The organism is Variovorax sp. GW821-FHT09A10, assembly GCF_059418385.1.
The window spans coordinates 426,947-446,611 of the sequence record NZ_JBWKPT010000002.1; the positions used below are offsets into that span (position 1 = coordinate 426,947).

Here is a 19,665-nt window from a genome sequence, read left to right on the forward strand (position 1 = left end):
CAGCCCTGCAATCCCCATGCCCACCCACCGAATCGAGCCGGCCGCTCGCGGCAGGCTCCCTTCCAGCAAACACCGAGGAACTGGCTTCGCCGGGCCTCAGGTGTTGCCCCCGGTAGGGGGAAGGAGCAGCGACACGAAGTGCGCGAAGCCTGGGGGCGAGCCTTACTTCGTGCCGAAGATGCGGTCGCCGGCGTCGCCCAGGCCCGGCAGGATGTAGCCGTGGCTGTCCAGCTCGCGGTCGATCGCGGCGGTGTAGATCGGCACGTCCGGGTGCGCCTTCTGCATGGTGGCCACGCCTTCGGGGCAGGTCAGCAGGCAGACGAACTTGATCGACTTGGGGTTGAGTTCCTTCAACCGCTCGACCGCGGCCACGGCCGAGTTGCCAGTGGCCAGCATGGGGTCGACCACGATCACGTCGCGGTTCTCCATCTCGCCAGGCATCTTGAAGTAGTACTCGACGGCCGTGAGCGTCTTGGGGTCGCGGTACAGGCCGATGTGGCCGACGCGCGCGCCCGGCACCACTGTGAGCATGCCGTCCAGGATGCCGGTGCCGGCGCGCAGGATCGACACCAGCACCACCTTCTTGCCGTCGATGACCTTGGCCTGCATGGTTTCGAGCGGGGTCTCGACCTCGATGTCCTGCATCGGCATGTCGCGCGTGACCTCGTAGGCCATCAGCATGCTGATTTCGTTCAAAAGCCGGCGAAAGCTGTTGGTGGAGGCGTCCTTGCGGCGCATCAGCGTGAGCTTGTGCTGGACGAGGGGGTGGTCGACGAGGTGGACGTTGCTCATTGGAGTCTTCTTTTGGTGTGCCGTTGCGGAAAACAGGAGAGTCTAAAAGACTAGAAGACGGTGCCGTCGCTCTCGATCTGCAGCGGTGGCGCACCGTCACGCAAACGCTGTGCCAGCACCCGGCCCGCGGCCCAGGTGCCGCCTTCGAGCACGCAGGCCAAAGGCAGCTCTTCTTCGGTGCGGTCGAGCACCTTGCGCACGCGCGGCGCGATTTCGTCGAGCAGCGCCACGGTGAGGGCGCGCCATTCGACGATGAACTCGTCGCCGGCCTTCCAGCGGCGGGTGAGAAAGGCCGCCTCGCGCGGCACGATCACGCCGCTGTCGATCAGCAGGCCGCCGTTGCGGTATTCGGGCAGGGCGGTGAGCGCGTCGAGATGCCGCACCTTCACGCCGGCCCATTCAAAAGGTTCGAGCAGCGAGTAGGTGAGCCACTGCGACAGCTTGTGGAACGGCATCCAGCCGTTGGTGAGCCCGGGGCCGGTGACGGCGCTGTGGCGCCAGCAGTCGCCCAGCGCAAAAGCCGGGTCGCCCGATCCGATGCCGCCCGCGTTGTCGCTGCCGTCGGCCGCGATGCTGTCGATGGCGTTGGCCGAAGGCCAGATGCGCGACAGCGTGTCGAGCAGCAGCGACAGGATCTGGTGCGCGGTGATCTCGGCGGTGGGCGGTGCGGCCGGGCCGAAGGGGCCGACCAGCGCATCGAACAGGCGGCCCGGCCGCCCGTCGTCGCCGAAGGTCTCGGGCTGTTCGTTCATGGCCTCGCCGAGCCGGCGCAGCAGCGTGGCGCGGCCCGCGAGGCCGACCAGCGGGTTGACCTCGCTCACCTGGAAGGCGTCGCCCAGCCGGTCGGTCACGAGGCCGCGCAGGCCGGCGGCGTCGGCCTGCAGCGGATGGTCGGGGTCGGACGAGAAGAGCCCGCTGGTGAACGCATGGAAGCACGCCACGCCCAGTCCTTCGGAGCGCGTGAAGCGCAGGCCGGTGGCCGGTTCGGTGTAGTGCCAGGTCGGGCCGGCGCCGGCGTCGAGCAGCACGCTCACCAGCGTGAGGTCGATGTGGGCGCGGGCGCGCTGGCGGGCATCGAGGCCCTTGCCGAGCAAGGCGTCGAGTTGCTGGCGGCGGTCGACGCCGCCGGCCTCGAAGTGGCGCCAGCGGCTGTGGTACGGGATGGTGTCCCAGGGGTAGCGCTCGCGCGTGACCTCGGCCACGGTGCGCGCCGCGTCTTCGAGCGCGTCGTCGCTGCCGATACGGAACCACTGCGATTCGCCGCGGCGCGCGCGGGCCAGCAGGGCGCCGGCACGCTGGCGGATGGCGGCGGTGGTGCGCAGCAGGCTGGCGGCGCCGGCCGGGTGGCCGGTGTCGGGCGTGAACTCGATCGACGGATCGACATTGCCCGCGCCGCCGGGGCGCAGGCTGCCGGAACCGTCGGCGGGCAGGTCGATGTCGGTGCTTCGGCTCACTCGCTCAATCCCCGGCCCTTGGCCTTTTTCAGTTCTTCTGCGTCCGGCACCGGGCCGGGGGTGAAGTAGCCGGCCGCCATCTTGGCGTCCATCTCGACGCGGGCGTCGGCCGGGATCAGTGCGTCGGGAATGTTCACGCGCTCGCCGATCTCGATGCCCGAGCCGGTGATGGCGTCGAACTTCATGTTGCTCATCGACACGAGGCGGTGGATTTTCTTGATGCCCAGCCAGTGGAAGACGTCGGGCATCAGCTCCTGGAAGCGCATGTCCTGCACGCCGGCCACGCACTCGGTGCGCGCGAAATACTGGTCGGCCGTGTCGCCGCCCACCTGGCGCTTGCGGGCGTTGTAGACGAGGAACTTGGTCACCTCGCCGAGCGCGCGGCCCTCCTTGCGCGAGTAGGCGATGAGGCCCACGCCGCCGCGCTGCGCGCCCTGGATGCATTCTTCGATCGCGTGCGTGAGGTAGGGGCGGCAGGTGCAGATGTCGGAGCCGAACACGTCGGAGCCGTTGCACTCGTCGTGGATGCGCGCGGTGAGTTCCACGTCGGGGTTGGACAGGTCGCGCGGGTTGCCGAAGATGTAGAGCGTCTGCCCGCCGATGGGCGGCAAAAACACCTCCAGGTCGGAGCGCGTGACCAGTTCGGGGTACATGCCGCCGGTCTCCTCGAACAGCGTGCGGCGCAGGTCGGTCTCGGAGCAACCGAAGCGTCGCGCCACCTCGGGCAGGTACCACACGGGTTCGATGGCCGCCTTGGTCACCATCGCGGCGCCGCCCGTGGTGAGGAAATGGCCGTCGGCCTTCAGGCGCCCGCTTTGCAGCGCCTCGATCACCTCGGGCAGGATCACGTGGGCCTTGGTGATCGCGATGGTCGGGCGGATGTCGTAGCCGGCCGCGAGTTCGGCGGAAAACACGTCGGCCACCAGCGCGCCCCAGGGGTCGAGCGAGACGATGCGCCCCGGCTCGCTCCACTGCGGATAGGGGCCGATGACGTCGGTGGGCGCGGTGTTGGTGAGGTCGGCCTTGTGTTCGCGCTTCAGAGCGCCGGCCGCCACGGCGAGTGCGCGGTACACGCTGTACGAGCCGCTGTGCGTGCCGATGACATTGCGGTGTGCTCGCTTGGTGGTCGTGCCGACCACGGGGCCACGCTCGACAGCGGTGGCCGCGCTCCAATGGATGGGCAGGGCGCCAAAGCCGCCGGCATGCGAGGTCAGGCGGATGTGGCCGGTCGAGGACGAGGGATGAAGCGGAGGGTTCTGCGTCGGGCTCGCGCCAGTCGCTGTCGGCAAGGCGGAAGGGATCGCGGTACTGTCTGCGGACATTTGAGGCCCTCAAAAAATGCAATGTACCGAGCACTTGTGCGGCTGGCAAGCGAGGGCCCGCGCGGCCTGGCCGCACTGGCATTCAGGCAGGCGACGAGCGCAGGCCGTAGGTCTTGCCGTGCACGAACAGGTACTCGGCGCGCAGCACCGCGTCGCCTTTCTCTCCCGTGAAGGTGAAGCCGAGCACCGCCACCGGCGTGCCGGGCTTGATCTCCTCGACGCCCCAGGCCTGCAGCCGCGTGAGCGGGGCCAGCTCGACCTGCCATTGGCGGTCGCGCCGCGTCGGCAGCTGCGCCTTGGCCAGCAGCGCCGGGCCATCCACCGTTGCGCTCTGTTTGGGCAGCACGCGCTGCTTCAGGTCGGGCGGCAGCGCGAGGTTCTCGGGCAACTCGATCTCCAGTTCGCCGTGCGGATTGCGCCAGCTGACCTTGGTGGCGCGGCCTTCCACGTACAGCGGGCGCTCCTGGTCAAAACTGCTCCAGCCGTGGTGGGCCCAGGCGGGCAGGGCCAGTGCGATCGAGCCGGTCAGGAACATGCGTCGATGCAGCATCGCGTTCTCCTTGGTCAGACATAGGCAATCCAGCGCCCGCAGATGATGACAGCGAGCCAAAACCCCAAGGACAGGAGGCATTGAAACCTGGCGAACCCGCTCTGCCCGCCGATGTCGCCGCGCAGGTGGAACCAGGCGGCGTTGAGGCCGGCCAGCAGGATCAGCAGCAGCTTGACGCGAAAGGCCGTGTTGCTCAGCAACTCGCCCGGCTGGCTTGCGAACATGGTCAGGCCGGTCAGCGCGCACAGGCCGAAGCCCACCAGGGCAGGGCGCAGCGTGAGGCGCGCCAGCAGCGGCGCCGGCAACTCGCGGGCCAGGCCCAGGGCGCGCAGCTCGAACACCAGCAGGCCGCCGAACAGCAGCGCGATGCCCACGATGTGCGCCGCCTCCAGCGCCGGATAGGCCCAGGGGTGCGAGACGAGTCCGGCCAGCATGGGGGCAGCTTAGCGCAAGCCTCGCTGCGGGGGCGCGGCACAATCCCTTGCAATCTTTTTCCACCAGGCTGTAACCGGCCGGCCCGATGGCACGAAACACCGTAGGCAGCAGGACGATACCGAGCGACGCGGAAGTGGCCTTGCGCCGCCTGTTCCTTCGCGGCCTCGATGGCGACGCCGGCGCGTACCGCGAGTTCCTGCAGAAACTGAGCGCGCACCTGCGCGCTTTTCTGGGCAAGCGCCTGTTCGGCTGGCCCGATGAAGTGGAAGACCTCGTCCAGGAATGCCTGCTCGCCATGCACAACCAGCGCCACACCTACCAGAGCGACCAGCCGTTGACGGCCTGGGTGCATGCCATTGCGCGCTACAAGATGATCGATTTGCTGCGCGCGAAGTCGGTCCGCGAAGACCTGCATGACCCGCTGGACGATGACCTCGCCGTGTTCGCCGATTCCGCCACCGAGGCCAGCGATGCGAAGCGCGACCTCGGCGGTCTGCTGCAGACCCTGCCCGAACGCCAGCGCCTGCCCATCGTGCACGTGAAGATCGAAGGCCTCTCGGTGGCCGAGACGGCGAGCCTCACGGGCATGTCGGAGTCGGCGGTGAAGGTCGGCATCCACCGGGGCCTGAAGGCCCTGGCCGCGAAGTTCGGGGGAGGCGCCGCGCCATGAAGACCGACGACCTCGTGAACCTGCTGGCCGCCGGCGAGGTGGCGGTGCCGCGGCGCAGCGCCAGTGGGCGCATCGGGCTGGCGGTGCTGGCCGCGCTGCCGCTGTCCTTCGTGATCCTGTTCGGCGAGTACGGGCTGCGGGGCGACCTGGTGCAGGCGATGTTCTGGCCGATGTTCTGGGTCAAGGTGCTGTTTCCGCTGTGCATCGCGGCGGCGGCCTTCGTGACGGTGCAGCGGCTGGCCCGGCCCGGCGTGCGGGTGCGCCACGCATGGTGGGTCGGGGTGCTGCCGGTGCTGGGAATCTGGGGACTGGCGGCGTTCGCCTGGTTCGCGCTGCCCGTCGAGGAGCGCATGCCCTCGCTGATGGGGCAGTCGTGGCGCATCTGCGCCCTGAGCATCGGCTTCATGGCGCTGCCGGTGTTCGCGGCCACCTTCGTGGCACTGCGCGGGCTGGCACCGACGCGGCCCGCGCTGGCCGGGGCCGCGGCCGGCGCGCTGGCCGGCGGCGTGGGCGCGTCGGTCTACGCGCTGCACTGCATGGAGCTGACCGCGCCGTTCCTCGCGGTCTGGTACGTGAGCGGGATCGCGGTGCCGGTGCTGCTGGGCGCGGCACTGGGGCCGCGCCTGCTGCGCTGGTAGCGCGGCCGCTTTCTCTTAGCGCTTCTTGCTGCCGAAGATCCCGCCCAGCACGCCGCGCAGGATCTCCTTGCCCACCGACGTGCCCATGGTGCGCACCGCCGACTTGGCCATGGTCTGCACGAGGCCGTCGCGCTTGCCGCCGCGCGGGCCGGTGCTGCCGAAGAGCATGTCGTTGAGCATGCCGCCCATGCCGGACGATTCTTCCGCGGCGGCCCCGCCCTTGGCGCCGGCGGCCGGTGCGTCGGGCGCGCTCTCGGCGCGGCCCTTGAGCTTTTCATAGGCCGATTCGCGGTCGACCGTCTTCTCGTACACGCCCGCCACCAGCGAGCCCGCGATCAGCGCCTTGCGCTGCTCGGGCGTGATCGGGCCGAGCTGGCTGCCCGGCGGCAGCACGTACACGCGCTCGGTGATGCTGGGGCGGCCCTTGGCGTCCAGGAAGCTCACCAGCGCCTCGCCCACGGCGAGTTCGGTGATGGCGGTCTCGATGTCCAGGCCGGGCTTCTGGCGCATGGTGCTGGCGGCGGCCTTCACGGCCTTCTGGTCGCGCGGGGTGAAGGCACGCAGCGCGTGCTGCACCCGGTTGCCCAGCTGGGCCAGCACCGAATCGGGAATGTCCAGCGGGTTTTGCGTGACGAAATACACGCCGACGCCCTTGGAGCGCACCAGCCGCACCACGAGTTCGATGCGTTCCACCAGCGCCTTGGGCGCCTCGTTGAACAGCAGGTGGGCCTCGTCGAAGAAGAAGGCCAGCTTGGGCTGGTCGGGGTCGCCGATTTCGGGCAGTTGCTCGAACAGCTCCGACAGCATCCACAGCAGGAAGGTGGCGTACAGGCGCGGCGAGTTCATGAGCTTGTCGGCCGCCAGGATGTTCACCACCCCCTTGCCGCCCACCGTCTGCATGAAGTCGGAGATGTTGAGCATCGGCTCGCCGAAGAACTTGTCGCCGCCCTGGGTCTCGATCTGCAGCAGGCCGCGCTGGATGGCGCCCACGCTGGCGGCGCTGATGTTGCCGTACTCGGTGGTGAACTGGCTCGCGTTCTCGCCCACGTACTGCAGCATGGCGCGCAGGTCTTTCAGGTCGAGCAGCAGCATGCCGCTGTCGTCGGCGATCTTGAACACCAGGTTCAGCACGCCGGCCTGGGTTTCGTTCACGTCGAGCATGCGGCCCAGCAGCAGCGGGCCCATGTCGGAGATGGTGGCGCGCACCGGGTGGCCCTGTTCGCCGAACACGTCCCACAGCGTGACGGGGCAGGCAGCGGGCTCGGGCACGTCGATGCCGCGTTCCTTGAGCGTGGCGGCCAGCTTTTCGCCGACGGCGCCTTTCTGGCTGATGCCCGTCAGGTCGCCCTTGACGTCGGCCATGAACACCGGCACGCCGATGTTCGACAGTTGTTCGGCGATGGTCTGGAGCGTGACTGTCTTGCCGGTGCCGGTGGCGCCGGTGATCAGGCCGTGGCGGTTGGCAAGGCCGGGCAGGAGGGTGCACTCGATGGTGTCGTGGCGTGCGATCAGAAGGGGGTCGGCCATGGGGCGCTCCGGGTCGTATCGAAGCGCGCAGTCTAATCAACCGCCACTCCTATAATTCACGACCCCGCACGGTCGTTCAGGAAAAAAGTTCAGGAGGTTTTTTTGTCATCGACTGCTCAGCCCCCCATTCCCGCCACTGGCGATGCATCCGAACAGTCGCCGATCGAAAAAGAGCTGGCCGTGTTGCTCGTGAACGCGCTCAATCTCGAGGTCGCACCTGAAGAGATCGTGCCCACCGACCCGCTGTACGGCGAAGGTCTGGGCCTCGACTCCATCGACATCCTCGAAGTCGCGCTCGAAGTTTCGCGCCGCTATGGTTTCCAGCTGCGCTCGGACGACGAGCGCAACCAGCAGATTTTCCAGTCGCTGCGTACGCTCGCGACCCACGTCGCCGAGCACCGCAGCGCCACCTGATCCATGTCTCGATGGCGACTCGTCCTCCTGCTGCTGGTGGGGGGCACGTATGCCGGCCTCTCCCATTGGATGACGCTGTTCCACGCCACCGAGCCCTGGGCTGTGGTGGTGTTGCTCGGCCCGCTGTGGATCGCCGCCATGGGTTGCGCCGCCAGCTGGTTCGGCCGCTGGGGCCTGGCCATTGCGGCGGCCCTGGGCATCGGCGGCTTCTCGCTCGTCTTCCTCGGTGAGGCGGGCGACACGAACCGCTTGTACGTGCTGCAGCACATCGGCATCAACGGCGCCTTGTGCGGCTGGTTCGGTTCGACGCTGCGCGGCAAGGGCTTGCCGCTGATCACCCAATTCGCGCAGCGCGTGCACCCGCTGAAGGGGCACATGCTGTCGTACACGACGCGCCTCACGCAGGTGTGGACGGTGTATTTCGCCGTGGTGGTCGCCTCGTCGATCGTGGTCTACCTGACGCTGCCGTTTTCGGCCTGGTCGCTGCTGGCCAACGTGTTGTCGCCGCTGAGCGTGGCGCTGCTTTTCGTGGGCGAGCACCTCGTGCGCTACCGCCTGCATCCCGAATTCGAACGCACGCGCCTCGTCGATGCGGTGCGCGCGTTCTACGGCACCTCGACGGTGGACAACGGCGCCGGCGGCCAATGAAACAGGCGCAGCCCGCGTGACCCTCGACACTGCTTCTTCTTCCTTCCTGCCGCTGCTCGCGGACCGCAACCCCGACGCCCCGCTGGCCTGGCGAGGCGGCCAGCCGGTTAGCGCGCGCCAGTTCCTGGCCGACGTCGCGCGCCTGGCGCCTGCGCTGCCTGCCGAAGGGCCTGCCGTCAACCTGTGCCTCGACCGCTACGCCTTCGCCGTGAGCCTGGGTGCCGCGCTGGTGCGCGGCCACGCCAGCCTGCTGCCGCCCGATGCGCGGCCGGACACGCTGGCGCGCCTGACCGAAACCGGCGGCGCCCACCTGTTCGCGCTGACCGACGACGCCAAGCTCGACACGCCCGGCATGCGGCGCCTGCAGGTCGAAGCCGTGCCCGGCCCGGCCGGCGATACGCCGGTGCCCGACATCGACGGCGGCCGGCATGCGGCCAGCCTGCTCACCTCGGGCTCCACCGGCGTGCCGCAGCCGCATGCGAAAGCCTGGCGCACGCTGGTCGGCGACGTCGAGGTCGCGGTCGAGCGGCTGTGCCGCGTGCTGCAGCGGCCCACGCTCGAAGGGCTCACCCTGGTGGCGACCGTGCCGGTGCAGCACAGCTACGGCCTCGAGTCGTCGGTGCTGCTCGCGATGCTCGGTGGCGCCGCCTTTGAAACCGGGCGGCCGTTCTTTCCAGCCGACGTCGCGAAGGCGCTGGCCTCGGTGCCGCGTCCGCGCGCGCTGGTGACCACGCCGTTCCATCTGAAGACGCTGCTGCTGTCGGGCATCGAACTGCCGCCGGTCGACCTGATCCTGTCGGCCACCGCGCCGCTGTCGCCGCAACTGGCCGCGCAGGCCGAGCAGGCGCTGGGCGGCGTGCTGCTCGAAATCTACGGCAGCACCGAATCGGGCCAGGTGGCGACGCGCCGCACCACCGAGAGCGAAATCTGGGAAACCTTCGGCGAGATCCGCGTGCACGCGGAACCGGGGGAGGGCGACGGCCCCGAGCGCTTCATCTTCAGCGGCGACTTCATTCCCGAACCGACGCCCATGGCCGACGTGCTCGAACTGCTCGACGCACGGCGCTTTCGCCTGTTCGGCCGCGCCAACGACCTGATCCACGTCGCCGGGCGGCGCAGCTCGCTCGCGCACCTGAACTACCACCTCAACAGCATCGCCGGCGTCGACGACGGCGCCTTCTGGTTGCCCGACGAGGTGGCCGACGGTGTGGTGCGGCCGGTGGCGTTCGTGGTGGCGCCCACGCTGTCGGCGACAGACATCATTGCTGCACTGCGGCAACGCCTGGAGCCGGTGTTCGTGCCGCGCCGCGTGGTGCCGGTCAAGGCCTTCCCGCGTGAAGGCACGGGCAAGCTCACGGTGCGGGCGCTGCGCGAATTTGCGCTGGCGCAGCTGGCCGACGACCAGACGCCGGTGCAGATGGCGCACACGGTGCCGGTCGATCATCCGGTCTTTGCCGGCCATTTCCCCGGCCAGCCGCTGGTGCCCGGCGCGCTGCTGCTGGCCGAAGTCATGGAGGTCGTGCGCCGCGTGCCGGCCCTGTCGGCACGGCTCGGCGCGAGTCCGACGCTCGCGGCCGCCAAGTTCCTGGCGCCCGTGCGGCCCGGCAGCACGCTGTCCATCGAGCTGCATCCCGAGGCCGGAACCGGCCGCGGCGTGCGTTTCGACGTGCGCTGCGACGGCGTGCTGGCTGTCACGGGCCGCTGGACGGCTGTGCCAGAGTCGGCGGGATGAAGCACACCGACGCCGAAACGCGCGCCGTGGACGAAGCGGCGCGCCAGACCGCCCGCCCGACGCCCCAGCAGGGCGACTGGGCGCGCGCGCCCGAGCGCAGCAACATGCTGGCGCTGCGCTTCATCTGCCTCATGGCGCTGGTGTGCGGGCGGCACGTCACGCGGCTGCTGCTGCCGCCGATCAGCCTGTACTTCCTGCTGTTCGCGCCGGCGCCGCGCCGCTACATCAAGCGCTACCTGTTCCGGGCCATCGGCCCGCGTGCGGGGTGGGTCGACGGCTACCGCCTGCTGCACGCGTTTTCCTCCACCGTGCTCGACCGCGTGTACTTCCTGCGCGGGCGCATGGACCTGTTCAAGCTGAAGATCGAAGGCAACGCCCCGATCGAGGCCGAGGCGGCCGAAGGGCGGGGCGCCTTCCTGCTCGGCGCCCACATCGGCAGCTTCGAGGTGCTCGGCGCCTGCAAGCAGCAGAAGCACCAGAACCGCATGCGGCTGGCGATGCTGATGTACCCGGACAACGCGCAGCGCATCACCGCCATCCTGAACGCCATCGCGCTGCCCGAGATGCGGCCCCACGTGATCTCGCTGGGCCGGCCGCACTCCATGCTCGCGCTGCGCGACTGGCTCGACGGCGGCGGCCTCGGCGGCATGCTGGCCGACCGTACCCTGCCGGGCAGCGAGGAGCAGCCGGCGCACCAGCGCGGCAACAACATCGTGCTGCCTTTCCTGGGGCAGCCGGCCGTCTTCAACGACGGTCCGTTCCGGCTGGCGGCACTGCTGCGCCGCAAGGTGTTCTTCATGGCCGGCATGTACGGCGGCGGTGCCCGCTACGATGTCCGGTTCGACCCGCTGGCCGACTTCGGCACGCCGTTCACCGATGCCGCGGAGCGCGAACAGCGCATCCGCAGCGCAGTCGAAGCCTATGTGGCCCGCCTCGAGGCGCTGTGCCGCGCCTACCCGTACAACTGGTTCAACTTTCATGATTTCTGGCTCGAAGATGCGGCTTGATTGGCTTTGCAGGGTGGTGGTGCTCGCCGTGGCTTTCTGCGCCGCGCCGGCCTGGGCGGCGTTCGACCTGCCTGAATTGATGGGCCTGCTGTCCAAGCAGAAGAGCGGTGAGGCGCGCTTCACCGAGCAGCGCTTCGTGCACGGCCTCGAAGGCCCGCTCGACGCGAGCGGCACGCTGAGCTTCGAGGCACCCGACAAGCTGGTGCGCCGCACGCTGTCGCCGCGCATCGAAACCATGGCGGTCGACGGCAACACGCTGACCCTGTCGCGCGGCAACCGCAACCGCACGCTGGCGCTGGACAGCATGCCCGAGCTGCTGGGCCTGGTCGAAGCCATGCGCGGTACCCTGACCGGCGACGGCACCACGCTGCAGCGCTATTTCAAGAGCACCGTGACCGGCGTCGCCAACCAATGGACGCTCGACCTGGTCCCCAATGACAGCCGGCTGGCCGCGCAGGTGCGCAGCATGCGCATCACGGGCCGCGGTGGTGAGGTGCTTGGGCTGGAGATGGAGTTCGTGGGCGGCGACCGCTCGGTCATGAACATCTCGCCCAACGCGCCGCCGTCTGCGGTGCCGGCTGGCGCTCCCCGGCGCGCGACGCCGTGAGCCTGGCGCAGGCGGGCGGGCCGCCGGGGTGGTCGCGCCGCATCGTCGTTCTGCTGGTATGGCTGCTGGTCGTGGCCCTGGGCGCGGTCGTCATCGCGCGCACACAGATCGGCGCCGACCTGTCGGCTTTTCTTCCCAAGAGCCCGGACCTGCGCCAGCGCGTGCTGATCGAGCAGCTGCAAAGCGGCGTCGCCTCGCGCACGCTGATGCTGGGCTTCGAGGGCGGCAGCGTCGAACAGCGCGCTGAAGTCTCGCGCGCCGTCGGCAAGGCGATGCGCGAGAGCCAGCTTTTCGACCTGGTGCAGAACGGCGACGTGAGCGACTGGAGCGAGGCCGGCACCTGGGTGTTCGATCACCGCTACCAGCTCTCGTCCGGCGTGATGCCGGGGCAGTTCACGGCCGAAGGGCTGCGCGACGCCATCATCGACACGCTGTCGATGCTCGGCACGCCGGCCGGCAACGCGATCAAGCCCTTGCTCGACCGTGACCCGACCGGCGAAACCCAGCGCGTCGCGATGGAGCTGGTGCCGGCGAGCGCACCGCGCAGCGAAGGCGGCGTCTGGATGTCGCGCGATGCGCCGCGTGCGCTCATGATCGCCACCACGCGCGCGGCCGGCGGCGACCTCGATGCCCAGGCCGTCGCCATCGCGCGGGTGCAGGCCGCCTATGAAGCCGCCGCGCGCGGTGTGGGCGAGGCGGCTCCTAAATTGCTGCTGAGCGGACCGCCCGTGTTCTCGGTGATGAGCCGCGAAAAGATCAAGACCGAAGCCATCCACCTCGCGGTGGTGGGCGGCATCGTGATGAGCGTGCTGCTGCTGCTGGCTTTTGCCTCGCCGCGCGCACTCGTCATCGCCTTCCTGCCGGTCGCCACCGGCGTGGTGGTCGGCACGGCGTCGGTCAGCCTCGTGTTCGGCTCGGTGCACGGGCTCACGTTGGGCTTCGGCAGCACGCTGATCGGCGAGACGGTCGACTACGCCATCTACTACCTGATCCAGGCGCGCGGCGCGGCCGTGGCCGGTACCGGCTGGCAGCGCTGGCGCGAGGTGCATTGGCCCACGGTGCGGCTGGGCCTGCTGACCTCCGTGTGCGGCTTTGCGGCGCTGGTGTTCTCGGGCTTTCCGGGGCTGGCGCAATTGGGCGTGTTCTCGATCGCCGGGCTGGTGTCGGCCGCGCTCGCCACGCGCTACGTGCTGCCCGTGCTGGCACCCGATGGCGCGACCGGCATGGGCATGCGCCGACACATGGCGCGGCTGGCCGGTCTGCTGGTGCGCGGCCTGCCGCGCCTGCGCTGGCCGCTGGCGGCGCTCGGCGTGGCCGCACTGGCGCTGGTGCTGTGGCAGGGCGGTCACCTGTGGCGCGCCGACCTGAGCGCGATGAGCCCCGTGCCGCGCTCGGCCCAGCAGCTCGACGAGATGCTGCGCAAGGACATCGGCGCCAGCGACGGCGGCGTGCTCGTGGTGGCCTTCGGCGACGACGAACAGGCCGCGCTGCGCCACACCGAGGCTGCGGCTGCGCGCCTCGACGCCCTGGTCGACAAGGGCGAGCTCAGCGGCTACGAAACCGTGACCCGTGTGCTGCCGAGCGTGGCGGCGCAGACCGCGCGCCTGGCCAGCCTGCCCGACGCCGACACGCTGCGTGCCAACCTGGCCGAGGCGACGAAGGGCCTGCCGTTGCCGGCCTCCCGTCTCGGCGCTTTCGTGACCGATGTGGAGGCTGCGCGCAAACAGGCGCCCGTGCAGCGCGCCGACCTCATGGGTGGCCCGCTGGGCTCCGTGGTCAACACGCTGATGTACGAGCGGCCGGGCGGTGGATGGTCCACGCTGGTCGTGCTGCATCCTGGCCCGGGCTTCGACCAGGGCCGGCTCGAAGCCGCGCTGGCCGGCCTGCCCGAGGTGCAGGTGGTGGACGTCGGCCGCGAACTCGGCGGCCTTTACCAGCGCTACCTGCACGAGGCCTTCGTGCAGGTGCTGCTCGGCGCGCTGGCGGTGGTGGTGCTGTTGGGCGTGTACCTGCGCTCGTGGCGCCGTCTGCTGGCCGTGTGCCAGCCGCTGCTGTTCGCGGTGGTGCTCACGCTGGGCGGCATGGCGCTGGCGCAGGCGGCGCTCGGCATCCTGCACCTCGTGGGGCTGCTGCTGATCGTCGCCGTGGGATCGAACTACGCGCTCTTCTTCGACCAGCTGCGCACGACCGGGCGCGCCGATGAAGACACGCTGGCCTCGCTGATGCTGGCCAACCTCACGACGGTGGTGTCGTTCGGGCTGATCGCGATCTCGGACATTCCGGCGCTGTCGTCCATCGGCCGCGTGGTGGCGCCGGGCGCCTTGCTGGCGCTGCTGCTATCGGCCGCGTTCGCACGCAACGTAGCGCCCGGGAAGGGCCCGAGCCCGCAGCGCTCGCGCTGATGGGAAAATTCGGACCCACCATGTCGTCGCCTTCCGCTCCCGTCGTCGCCTCCGAATCCTGGCCTTGGCCGCCGGCCATACGCGCCAGCGCGGCCGTGCATGTGGCGGCCCTGGGCGCGGGCGTGCTGGTGCCGGGCGCATGGCCCTGGGCCCTCGGCGCGGTGGTGCTGAACCATGCGCTGATTACCGGTGCGGGCCTCACGCCGCGCAGCAACCTGCTAGGCCCGAACGTCACGCGCCTGCCCGAAGCCGCCGCTGCGCGTCGCGAGGTGGCGATCACCATCGACGACGGGCCCGAACCCGAGGTCACGCCCCGCGTGCTCGACCTGCTGGACGCCCACGGCCAGCGCGCCACCTTCTTCTGCATCGCCGAGCGCGTGCTGGCGCATCCAGCGCTGGCGCGCGAGATCGTCGCGCGCGGCCACAGCATCCAGAACCACACGGCGCAGCACCGGCACAACTTCTCCTTCCTCGGCCCGCGCGGCTTCGCGGCGGAGATCGCGCGTGCGCAGGACATCCTGACCGACGTGACCGGCCAGCGCCCGACCTGTTTCCGCGCGCCCGCCGGGCTGCGCAACCCTTTCCTCGAACCCGTGCTGCACCGCCTCGGCCTCTCGCTCGTGAGCTGGACGCGGCGCGGTTTCGACACCCGCGAAGGCGACGCCGCCAAGGTGATGGCGCGCCTCGCCCGCCACCTGCAGGCGCGCGACATCCTCCTGCTGCACGACGGCAACGCCGCGCGCACCGCGGCAGGGCAACCCGTCCTGTTGGAAGTCCTGCCCTTGTTGCTCCAACGCCTGCGCACCGATGGATTGCGCGCTGTGACCCTGCCTGAAGGATTGAAGACCGCATGAGCGCCGTGATGCCATCGACGATGACCACCGACCAAGCCTGGCGCGAGCTGCACGAAGCAGCGACTGTCCCCTACAAGAAGGGCGGCACCTTCGCCTGGCAGTTCGCGCGCGGCAAGCTCGGGCGCGACCCGGTGTTCCGCGGCCTGCTCGAACGCGGGCTGATCGACGCCCAGCACCGGCGCGTGGTCGACATCGGCTGCGGGCAAGGCCTTTTCGTGAGCCTGCTGGCGTCGATGAGCACGATGCAGCAGCAGGGACGCTGGCCGGCCTCATGGGCCGCCACGCCGGCCGCTGCGGACTACACGGGCATCGAGCTGATGCCCAAGGACGTGGCGCGCGCCGAGGCGTCGGTCGGCCACCTGAAGCCCGCGCCGCGACTCGTGTGCGCCGACATGTGCTCGGCCGCCTTGCCCGACTGCGACCTGGTCGTGATCCTCGATGTGCTGCACTACGTGGACCTCGCGGCGCAGGAGGGCGTGCTGACCCGCGTGCACGACGCGCTGCGCCGTGGCGGCAACCCGAAGGCGCGCCTGCTGCTGCGCGTGGGCGATGCGTCGAGCACGCGCGGTTTTGCGATCAGCCAGTGGGTCGATCGCACCGTGACGCGCATCCGCGGTCACAAGGTCTCGCCGACCTGGGGCCGCCCGCTGACCGAGTGGATCGCCGTGCTGCAGCGCCTGGGTTTCCGTGTGCAGAGCGTGCCGATGAGCGAAGGCACGCCGTTTGCCAACGTGCTGCTGGTGGCCGACCTGGAGGCTGCCGCTTGACGGCACCGCAGACGCTCGACCGCGCGGGCATCGCCGCGCGCATTCCGCACAGCGGCAGCATGTGCCTGCTGGAGCGCCTCGAAGGCTGGGATGCCGAATCGATCCACTGCAGCACCACGACGCACAGCCAGGCGGACAACCCGCTGCGCACCGAGAGCGGCCTGCTCGCGCCGAACGCCATTGAGTACGCGGCGCAGGCCATGGCGCTGCACGGCGGCTTGCTGGCCGTCGAGGGCAGCACGCCGTCGGCCGGCTTCCTGGCCAGCGCGCGCAACGTGAAGCTGGCCGTGGCGCGGCTGGACGACATCGCCGGGGCGATGCAGGTGCGGGCGAAGCGCCTGTCCGGCGACGACCGGCAGGTCTTGTATGAATTCACGGTAGCGGCCGACGACGGCCGCCTGCTGGCCGAAGGCCGGGCCGTGGTGGTCTTGAACACGCCGCTGGCGGACACCGAAAGTACACCGTCATGAGTTTCGAAGGAAAACGCACACTGATCACCGGCGCCAGCGGCGCGCTCGGCGCGGCCATGGCGGAGCGCTTTGCCCGCGACGGCGCCACCGTGCTGCTGCATGCGAACTCGCGCCCCGAAGCCATCGAGCAGCTGGCCGCGTCGATCACCGCCGCCGGCGGCAAGGCGGAATGCCATGTGTTCGACCTGCGCAGCGACGAGGCCTGCGCGGCCGGCTGCGCACGCATCCTCGAAGGCGGCGCGGTGCAGATCCTCGTCAATAACGCGGGCGTGCACGACGACGCCGTGCTGCCCGGCATGCGCGCCGAGCAGTGGCACAAGGTGATCGACGTGTCGCTGAACGGCTTCTTCCGCGTGACGCAGCCGCTGCTGCTGCCGATGATGCGCACCCGCTGGGGTCGCGTGCTGAACATCTCGTCCGTCGCCGCCATTGCGGGGAACAAGGGGCAGGTGAACTACGCCGCGGCCAAGGGCGCGCTGAACAGCGCGACCAAGGCGCTGTCGCTCGAAGTGGCGTCGCGCGGCGTGACGGTGAATGCGATTGCGCCGGGGATCATCGCCTCGCCGATGGCCGACGCGGTGTTCGATCCCGCGCTCATCAACCAGATGGTGCCCGTGAAGCGCGCCGGAACGCCGCAGGAAGTGGCGGCGCTGGCAGCGTTCCTGGCAGGCGATGAAGCCGCGTACATCACGGGTCAGGTCATCTCGATCAACGGTGGAATGATCTGAGACCCTGCCAGTTCGTTCTTCCTCGCGAAGGGCGCGGCATCCACTTCACCCCGAAGCCCGACAGGCGGTGCGGCGTGGGCGGCCCCTCTGTGCCGCCGAGGAGCGCAGCGTTTCGCGGATCAGGGCTCGCAGCTGTTTGAGCGCAGCGAGTTCTGCGAGACCCCGCGAAACGCGAGCACCGCAGGGCAGCCCGAAGGGCCGGCACAGTGGGGCCGACCGCGCCGTGCCGCCTGCCGGGCGCTCCCGAAAGGCCTAAAGAGGCAGCGTATCAAACGCAGCGTAGGCAGTAGCCAGCCAAGACTTCACGCGCTGCCGCTCCAGCAACCCAAGCGCATGCGGCCCTTCGCGGTCGTTCACAGCCTTCCAGAAACTCGTGTTCTGCGCATCGATCTTGCGCATGCTGGCCTCATGCAAACGCGGCAAGGCAATCACGCGTGCGCCATTCGCATTGGCCTTCGACAGCGACTGCGACGCCAGCAGCATCCCGAAGTCGCTGCCGCGCCCGTAGTTCTGCACCACGATGTAGTTGGGCCGGTTGCCGAAGGTGTCGATCAGCGTGCCGAGCAGGTCGGTGGAGTCCTTGCCGTCGTCCAGCACGTGCCAGAAGTTGACCGTGACGTCGATCTCCTCGAACACGTCGAACAGGTCCGATTCCTTGATCCAGCGCGACAGCGGCGCCAGCGTCTGCGCCGCGAGGTCGACGATCACGCTCTGCTTCGGGTTGGTTTCGAAGCCGTTCACCACCGTGTCCAGGCCTTCGAAACTGTCGACCACCACGGGCGAGGCAAAACCCTCGTAGAAACGGGTGAAGGAGCTGTGCGAACGGTCGGTGTCGAAGCCGGTGAAGGGCCGGCTGCGATCGATGAAGTACTGGGCCAGCACGCGTGCCGTGACCGATTTGCCGACACCGCCTTTTTCGCCGCCGATGAAGTTGATGGAGCTCATGAGTGGTTGCTGCCTCGAATGGGTTGAGGGGTGGAGGAGGGCGGATTCATTCTAGGGGTCGCCTGTCACGCCACTGTGGCTAGCGGCCCCGCTTGCTCATGCCCTGCAGCAAGGGATGTGCCTGCAGGCGCTGCTGCAGTCGCTTTTTCCACGGAGCTGGCAGCGCCGAGCCGTCGATCATCGCGGGCCATTGGTCGCGCGCGAGGCGGGCCGTGTCTGCGACCACGCGTCGCATGCGTGGCTCGTGCAAGCCAGCCGAGAAACAGAACGCGCGCACATTGGCCGGCGTGAACATCGCGGTGCGACGGGCCGCGGTGGCGCTCACCGCGGCCGGCAGCAGCGGCAACGCGTGGCCCTCGACGCCCTGCAGCGCCGCATAGGCCACGATGTCGTAAGCCGGCGCCAGGCGCGGCGCGATGCCGTCGGGGTACAGCACGCCGAAGTTCTTCAGGTGGGCATCGGGGTTGCCCAGCAGGTCGTTGACCACGAGCCGGCGCACCAGTTCGAGCACGGCGTCTTCGCCCAACGACGGAAAGGCGCGCATCGCGAGCGCCATGTCGAGGTAGCTCCCGCTGTACTTGTGCATCGGGTCGACCGCGAGCACCTGCGCGAAGTCTTCGAAGTGGATGCGGCGCGCGCCATCGCGGTCGAAGCGCGTGACGGCCAGGAACTCGGGCTCGTCCGGCAGCGCATAGCTGTGCTCCGCCGCAATGGCCGACAGCGGCGCGAGCTCGGCGTGGCACACCTCGACGCCCGCCGCCCCGGCCATCTGCAGCGAGAGCATCTCGAGTTGCGGCATGTGCGGTCGGCCCGCCACCGGCAGCTTGGCGATCACGCGTGTGCTGGCGCCGGCGCGCACGCGCGCCACGTAGCGGCCGCCCTGGCGGCGCAGGCCGAGCTTGGGCTGTACGCCCGAGACCGAGATGCCCTGCGGCATCGGCAGCTCGACCACCGACATCTCGAGCGCGTCCTGGTCCTGCGTGATGAGCCGCTGCAGCGTGCCGCGGTCCACCGACACCGGGCGCGCAGCCACGGCGCCGGGCAGGTCGCCGCCGCAGGCCGCCAGCAATTCGAAGTGGTCGTTCTCGCGGCAACCGCGCAACTGCGCGATGTGGCTGCGCAGCACGCCTTCGGGCAACAGGTTCTGGAAGAAGCCCGGCAACTGGCCGCCCTGGGCGTTGAACAACGGGTTCTTCACGTCGCTCCACAACGCGGCCTGGGCGGCCGGGTCGCTCGCGACCATCGACAGAGAAAGCACGCCGGGCAGCGGGTTGGCGATCAACTCGGGCTCCGCCACGAAACGACACAGGTCGGCGTACTGGAACAGCTTGCCAAGGCGGTGCGTGCCGAGCGAAATCTCGAGGATCTTGACGTTCATGGCGGTGAGCGGCGGCCCCGCACGTAGGGCGGCGCGGCAGGCGCTTCGGCCAGCGCACGGCCGACGCGCGTGGCGACCGGGCGGTAGCCGGGATCGACCGCGGTGCCTTCGCCGAAGCCCTTGGGCGCGAGCTGCAGTTCGAGCCCCAGCGCATCGACCAGCGCGAGCAGCGACGACAGCTGCGGATTGCCCTTCAGGCTCAGGGCATTGCGCACCGAGCGCTCGGTGAGCCCCGAGCGCAAGGCGATCTCGGCGTTCGTGAGGCCGGTGGCCCCGCGTCGCGCCGTGAGGGCGGTGATGAGTTCCTGCTTGTCCACGGAAATAT

21 protein-coding genes are annotated in these 19,665 nt (G+C 69.7%); 12 read left to right on the forward strand and 9 right to left on the reverse strand.

The annotated features are described in order from the left end of the window. Positions 1–162 precede the first annotated feature (162 nt). The 5 genes from upp to AC07Q9_RS08825 form a co-directional block, all read right to left on the reverse strand. Positions 163–792, reverse strand: a complete 630-nt coding sequence (upp, locus tag AC07Q9_RS08805) for a uracil phosphoribosyltransferase (protein ID WP_307635808.1) — start codon at positions 790–792, stop codon at positions 163–165. Between the two features lie 50 nt (positions 793–842). Further along, the gene (locus AC07Q9_RS08810) at positions 843–2,246 is read right to left on the reverse strand and encodes a URC4/urg3 family protein (RefSeq protein ID WP_495308785.1); all 1,404 of its coding nucleotides are present in this window, start codon (positions 2,244–2,246) and stop codon (positions 843–845) included. Continuing rightward, positions 2,243–3,568 carry a GTP cyclohydrolase II gene (locus tag AC07Q9_RS08815; protein ID WP_495308787.1) on the reverse strand — a complete coding sequence of 442 codons (1,326 nt, stop codon included), beginning with the start codon at positions 3,566–3,568 and terminating at the stop codon, positions 2,243–2,245. Before AC07Q9_RS08815 ends, AC07Q9_RS08810 begins: the two co-directional genes overlap by 4 nt. Before the next feature lie 82 nt (positions 3,569–3,650). Beyond that, positions 3,651–4,118 carry a DUF6152 family protein gene (locus tag AC07Q9_RS08820; protein WP_495308790.1) on the reverse strand — a complete coding sequence of 156 codons (468 nt, stop codon included), beginning with the start codon at positions 4,116–4,118 and terminating at the stop codon, positions 3,651–3,653. A gap of 14 nt (positions 4,119–4,132) precedes the next feature. Then, on the reverse strand, positions 4,133–4,552 hold the full coding sequence (locus AC07Q9_RS08825) for a hypothetical protein (protein ID WP_495308792.1): 420 nt from the start codon (positions 4,550–4,552) through the stop codon (positions 4,133–4,135). 86 nt (positions 4,553–4,638) lie between these two features. On the opposite strand from AC07Q9_RS08825, the gene AC07Q9_RS08830 reads away from it, so the two are divergent. Further along, a complete protein-coding gene (locus tag AC07Q9_RS08830; RefSeq protein WP_495308794.1) occupies positions 4,639–5,223 on the forward strand; it encodes a sigma-70 family RNA polymerase sigma factor in 585 nt (194 codons plus the stop codon). Then, a complete protein-coding gene (locus AC07Q9_RS08835; protein ID WP_495308796.1) occupies positions 5,220–5,861 on the forward strand; it encodes an NrsF family protein in 642 nt (213 codons plus the stop codon). Before AC07Q9_RS08830 ends, AC07Q9_RS08835 begins: the two co-directional genes overlap by 4 nt. A gap of 15 nt (positions 5,862–5,876) precedes the next feature. Here the strand turns inward: AC07Q9_RS08835 and AC07Q9_RS08840 are convergent, their stop codons facing one another. Then, positions 5,877–7,388: a helicase HerA-like C-terminal domain-containing protein gene (locus AC07Q9_RS08840; RefSeq protein WP_495308798.1), complete on the reverse strand. Its 1,512-nt coding sequence runs from the start codon at positions 7,386–7,388 to the stop codon at positions 5,877–5,879. A gap of 102 nt (positions 7,389–7,490) precedes the next feature. Here AC07Q9_RS08840 and AC07Q9_RS08845 point away from each other — a divergent pair, with 102 nt between their 5' ends. From AC07Q9_RS08845 to fabG, 10 genes are read left to right on the forward strand one after another with little or no spacing between them, the layout of a single operon-like run. Continuing rightward, positions 7,491–7,802, forward strand: a complete 312-nt coding sequence (locus AC07Q9_RS08845; RefSeq protein WP_062482694.1) for a phosphopantetheine-binding protein — start codon at positions 7,491–7,493, stop codon at positions 7,800–7,802. Between the two features lie 3 nt (positions 7,803–7,805). After that, positions 7,806–8,450 (forward strand): COG4648 family protein, encoded by a 645-nt coding sequence (locus tag AC07Q9_RS08850; protein ID WP_495308800.1) that lies wholly within the window; start codon positions 7,806–7,808, stop codon positions 8,448–8,450. 16 nt (positions 8,451–8,466) lie between these two features. Then, positions 8,467–10,182: an AMP-binding protein gene (locus tag AC07Q9_RS08855; RefSeq protein WP_495308802.1), complete on the forward strand. Its 1,716-nt coding sequence runs from the start codon at positions 8,467–8,469 to the stop codon at positions 10,180–10,182. Continuing rightward, positions 10,179–11,189 (forward strand): lysophospholipid acyltransferase family protein, encoded by a 1,011-nt coding sequence (locus tag AC07Q9_RS08860; RefSeq protein ID WP_495308804.1) that lies wholly within the window; start codon positions 10,179–10,181, stop codon positions 11,187–11,189. The genes AC07Q9_RS08855 and AC07Q9_RS08860 overlap by 4 nt, the downstream gene beginning before the upstream one ends. Beyond that, on the forward strand, positions 11,161–11,796 hold the full coding sequence (locus tag AC07Q9_RS08865) for a LolA-related protein (protein WP_495308806.1): 636 nt from the start codon (positions 11,161–11,163) through the stop codon (positions 11,794–11,796). The genes AC07Q9_RS08860 and AC07Q9_RS08865 overlap by 29 nt, the downstream gene beginning before the upstream one ends. Then, a complete protein-coding gene (locus AC07Q9_RS08870; RefSeq protein WP_495308808.1) occupies positions 11,793–14,198 on the forward strand; it encodes an MMPL family transporter in 2,406 nt (801 codons plus the stop codon). Before AC07Q9_RS08865 ends, AC07Q9_RS08870 begins: the two co-directional genes overlap by 4 nt. A gap of 20 nt (positions 14,199–14,218) precedes the next feature. After that, on the forward strand, positions 14,219–15,052 hold the full coding sequence (locus AC07Q9_RS08875) for a polysaccharide deacetylase family protein (RefSeq protein ID WP_495308810.1): 834 nt from the start codon (positions 14,219–14,221) through the stop codon (positions 15,050–15,052). Continuing rightward, positions 15,049–15,819 (forward strand): class I SAM-dependent methyltransferase, encoded by a 771-nt coding sequence (locus AC07Q9_RS08880; protein WP_495308812.1) that lies wholly within the window; start codon positions 15,049–15,051, stop codon positions 15,817–15,819. The genes AC07Q9_RS08875 and AC07Q9_RS08880 overlap by 4 nt, the downstream gene beginning before the upstream one ends. After that, the gene (locus AC07Q9_RS08885) at positions 15,816–16,289 is read left to right on the forward strand and encodes an ApeP family dehydratase (protein WP_495308814.1); all 474 of its coding nucleotides are present in this window, start codon (positions 15,816–15,818) and stop codon (positions 16,287–16,289) included. The genes AC07Q9_RS08880 and AC07Q9_RS08885 overlap by 4 nt, the downstream gene beginning before the upstream one ends. Beyond that, on the forward strand, positions 16,286–17,017 hold the full coding sequence (gene fabG, locus AC07Q9_RS08890; RefSeq protein WP_062471225.1) for a 3-oxoacyl-ACP reductase FabG: 732 nt from the start codon (positions 16,286–16,288) through the stop codon (positions 17,015–17,017). The genes AC07Q9_RS08885 and fabG overlap by 4 nt, the downstream gene beginning before the upstream one ends. Before the next feature lie 252 nt (positions 17,018–17,269). Here fabG and AC07Q9_RS08895 read toward each other — a convergent pair whose 3' ends face one another. The 3 genes from AC07Q9_RS08895 to AC07Q9_RS08905 form a co-directional block, all read right to left on the reverse strand. Then, complete coding sequence (locus tag AC07Q9_RS08895; RefSeq protein ID WP_062471226.1) at positions 17,270–17,962, reverse strand: P-loop NTPase family protein; 693 nt, start codon at positions 17,960–17,962, stop codon at positions 17,270–17,272. Positions 17,963–18,041: 79 nt separating this feature from the next. Beyond that, positions 18,042–19,340 (reverse strand): type II toxin-antitoxin system HipA family toxin, encoded by a 1,299-nt coding sequence (locus AC07Q9_RS08900; RefSeq protein WP_495308816.1) that lies wholly within the window; start codon positions 19,338–19,340, stop codon positions 18,042–18,044. Continuing rightward, the gene (locus AC07Q9_RS08905) at positions 19,337–19,657 is read right to left on the reverse strand and encodes a helix-turn-helix domain-containing protein (protein WP_070060699.1); all 321 of its coding nucleotides are present in this window, start codon (positions 19,655–19,657) and stop codon (positions 19,337–19,339) included. Before AC07Q9_RS08905 ends, AC07Q9_RS08900 begins: the two co-directional genes overlap by 4 nt. Positions 19,658–19,665 lie beyond the last annotated feature (8 nt).

Excerpts from the sequence above, each read along its gene's own strand:
- upp (WP_307635808.1), bottom strand. The coding sequence starts at position 792 with ATGAGCAACGTCCACCTCGTCGACCACCCCCTCGTCCAGCACAAGCTC.
- AC07Q9_RS08815 (WP_495308787.1), bottom strand. The coding sequence starts at position 3,568 with ATGTCCGCAGACAGTACCGCGATCCCTTCCGCCTTGCCGACAGCGACT.
- AC07Q9_RS08820 (WP_495308790.1), bottom strand. The coding sequence starts at position 4,118 with ATGCTGCATCGACGCATGTTCCTGACCGGCTCGATCGCACTGGCCCTG.
- AC07Q9_RS08825 (WP_495308792.1), bottom strand. The coding sequence starts at position 4,552 with ATGCTGGCCGGACTCGTCTCGCACCCCTGGGCCTATCCGGCGCTGGAG.
- AC07Q9_RS08830 (WP_495308794.1), top strand. The coding sequence starts at position 4,639 with ATGGCACGAAACACCGTAGGCAGCAGGACGATACCGAGCGACGCGGAA.
- AC07Q9_RS08835 (WP_495308796.1), top strand. The coding sequence starts at position 5,220 with ATGAAGACCGACGACCTCGTGAACCTGCTGGCCGCCGGCGAGGTGGCG.
- AC07Q9_RS08840 (WP_495308798.1), bottom strand. The coding sequence starts at position 7,388 with ATGGCCGACCCCCTTCTGATCGCACGCCACGACACCATCGAGTGCACC.
- AC07Q9_RS08850 (WP_495308800.1), top strand. The coding sequence starts at position 7,806 with ATGTCTCGATGGCGACTCGTCCTCCTGCTGCTGGTGGGGGGCACGTAT.
- AC07Q9_RS08860 (WP_495308804.1), top strand. The coding sequence starts at position 10,179 with ATGAAGCACACCGACGCCGAAACGCGCGCCGTGGACGAAGCGGCGCGC.
- AC07Q9_RS08865 (WP_495308806.1), top strand. The coding sequence starts at position 11,161 with ATGATTTCTGGCTCGAAGATGCGGCTTGATTGGCTTTGCAGGGTGGTG.
- AC07Q9_RS08875 (WP_495308810.1), top strand. The coding sequence starts at position 14,219 with ATGTCGTCGCCTTCCGCTCCCGTCGTCGCCTCCGAATCCTGGCCTTGG.
- AC07Q9_RS08880 (WP_495308812.1), top strand. The coding sequence starts at position 15,049 with ATGAGCGCCGTGATGCCATCGACGATGACCACCGACCAAGCCTGGCGC.
- fabG (WP_062471225.1), top strand. The coding sequence starts at position 16,286 with ATGAGTTTCGAAGGAAAACGCACACTGATCACCGGCGCCAGCGGCGCG.
- AC07Q9_RS08895 (WP_062471226.1), bottom strand. The coding sequence starts at position 17,962 with ATGAGCTCCATCAACTTCATCGGCGGCGAAAAAGGCGGTGTCGGCAAA.
- AC07Q9_RS08900 (WP_495308816.1), bottom strand. The coding sequence starts at position 19,340 with ATGAACGTCAAGATCCTCGAGATTTCGCTCGGCACGCACCGCCTTGGC.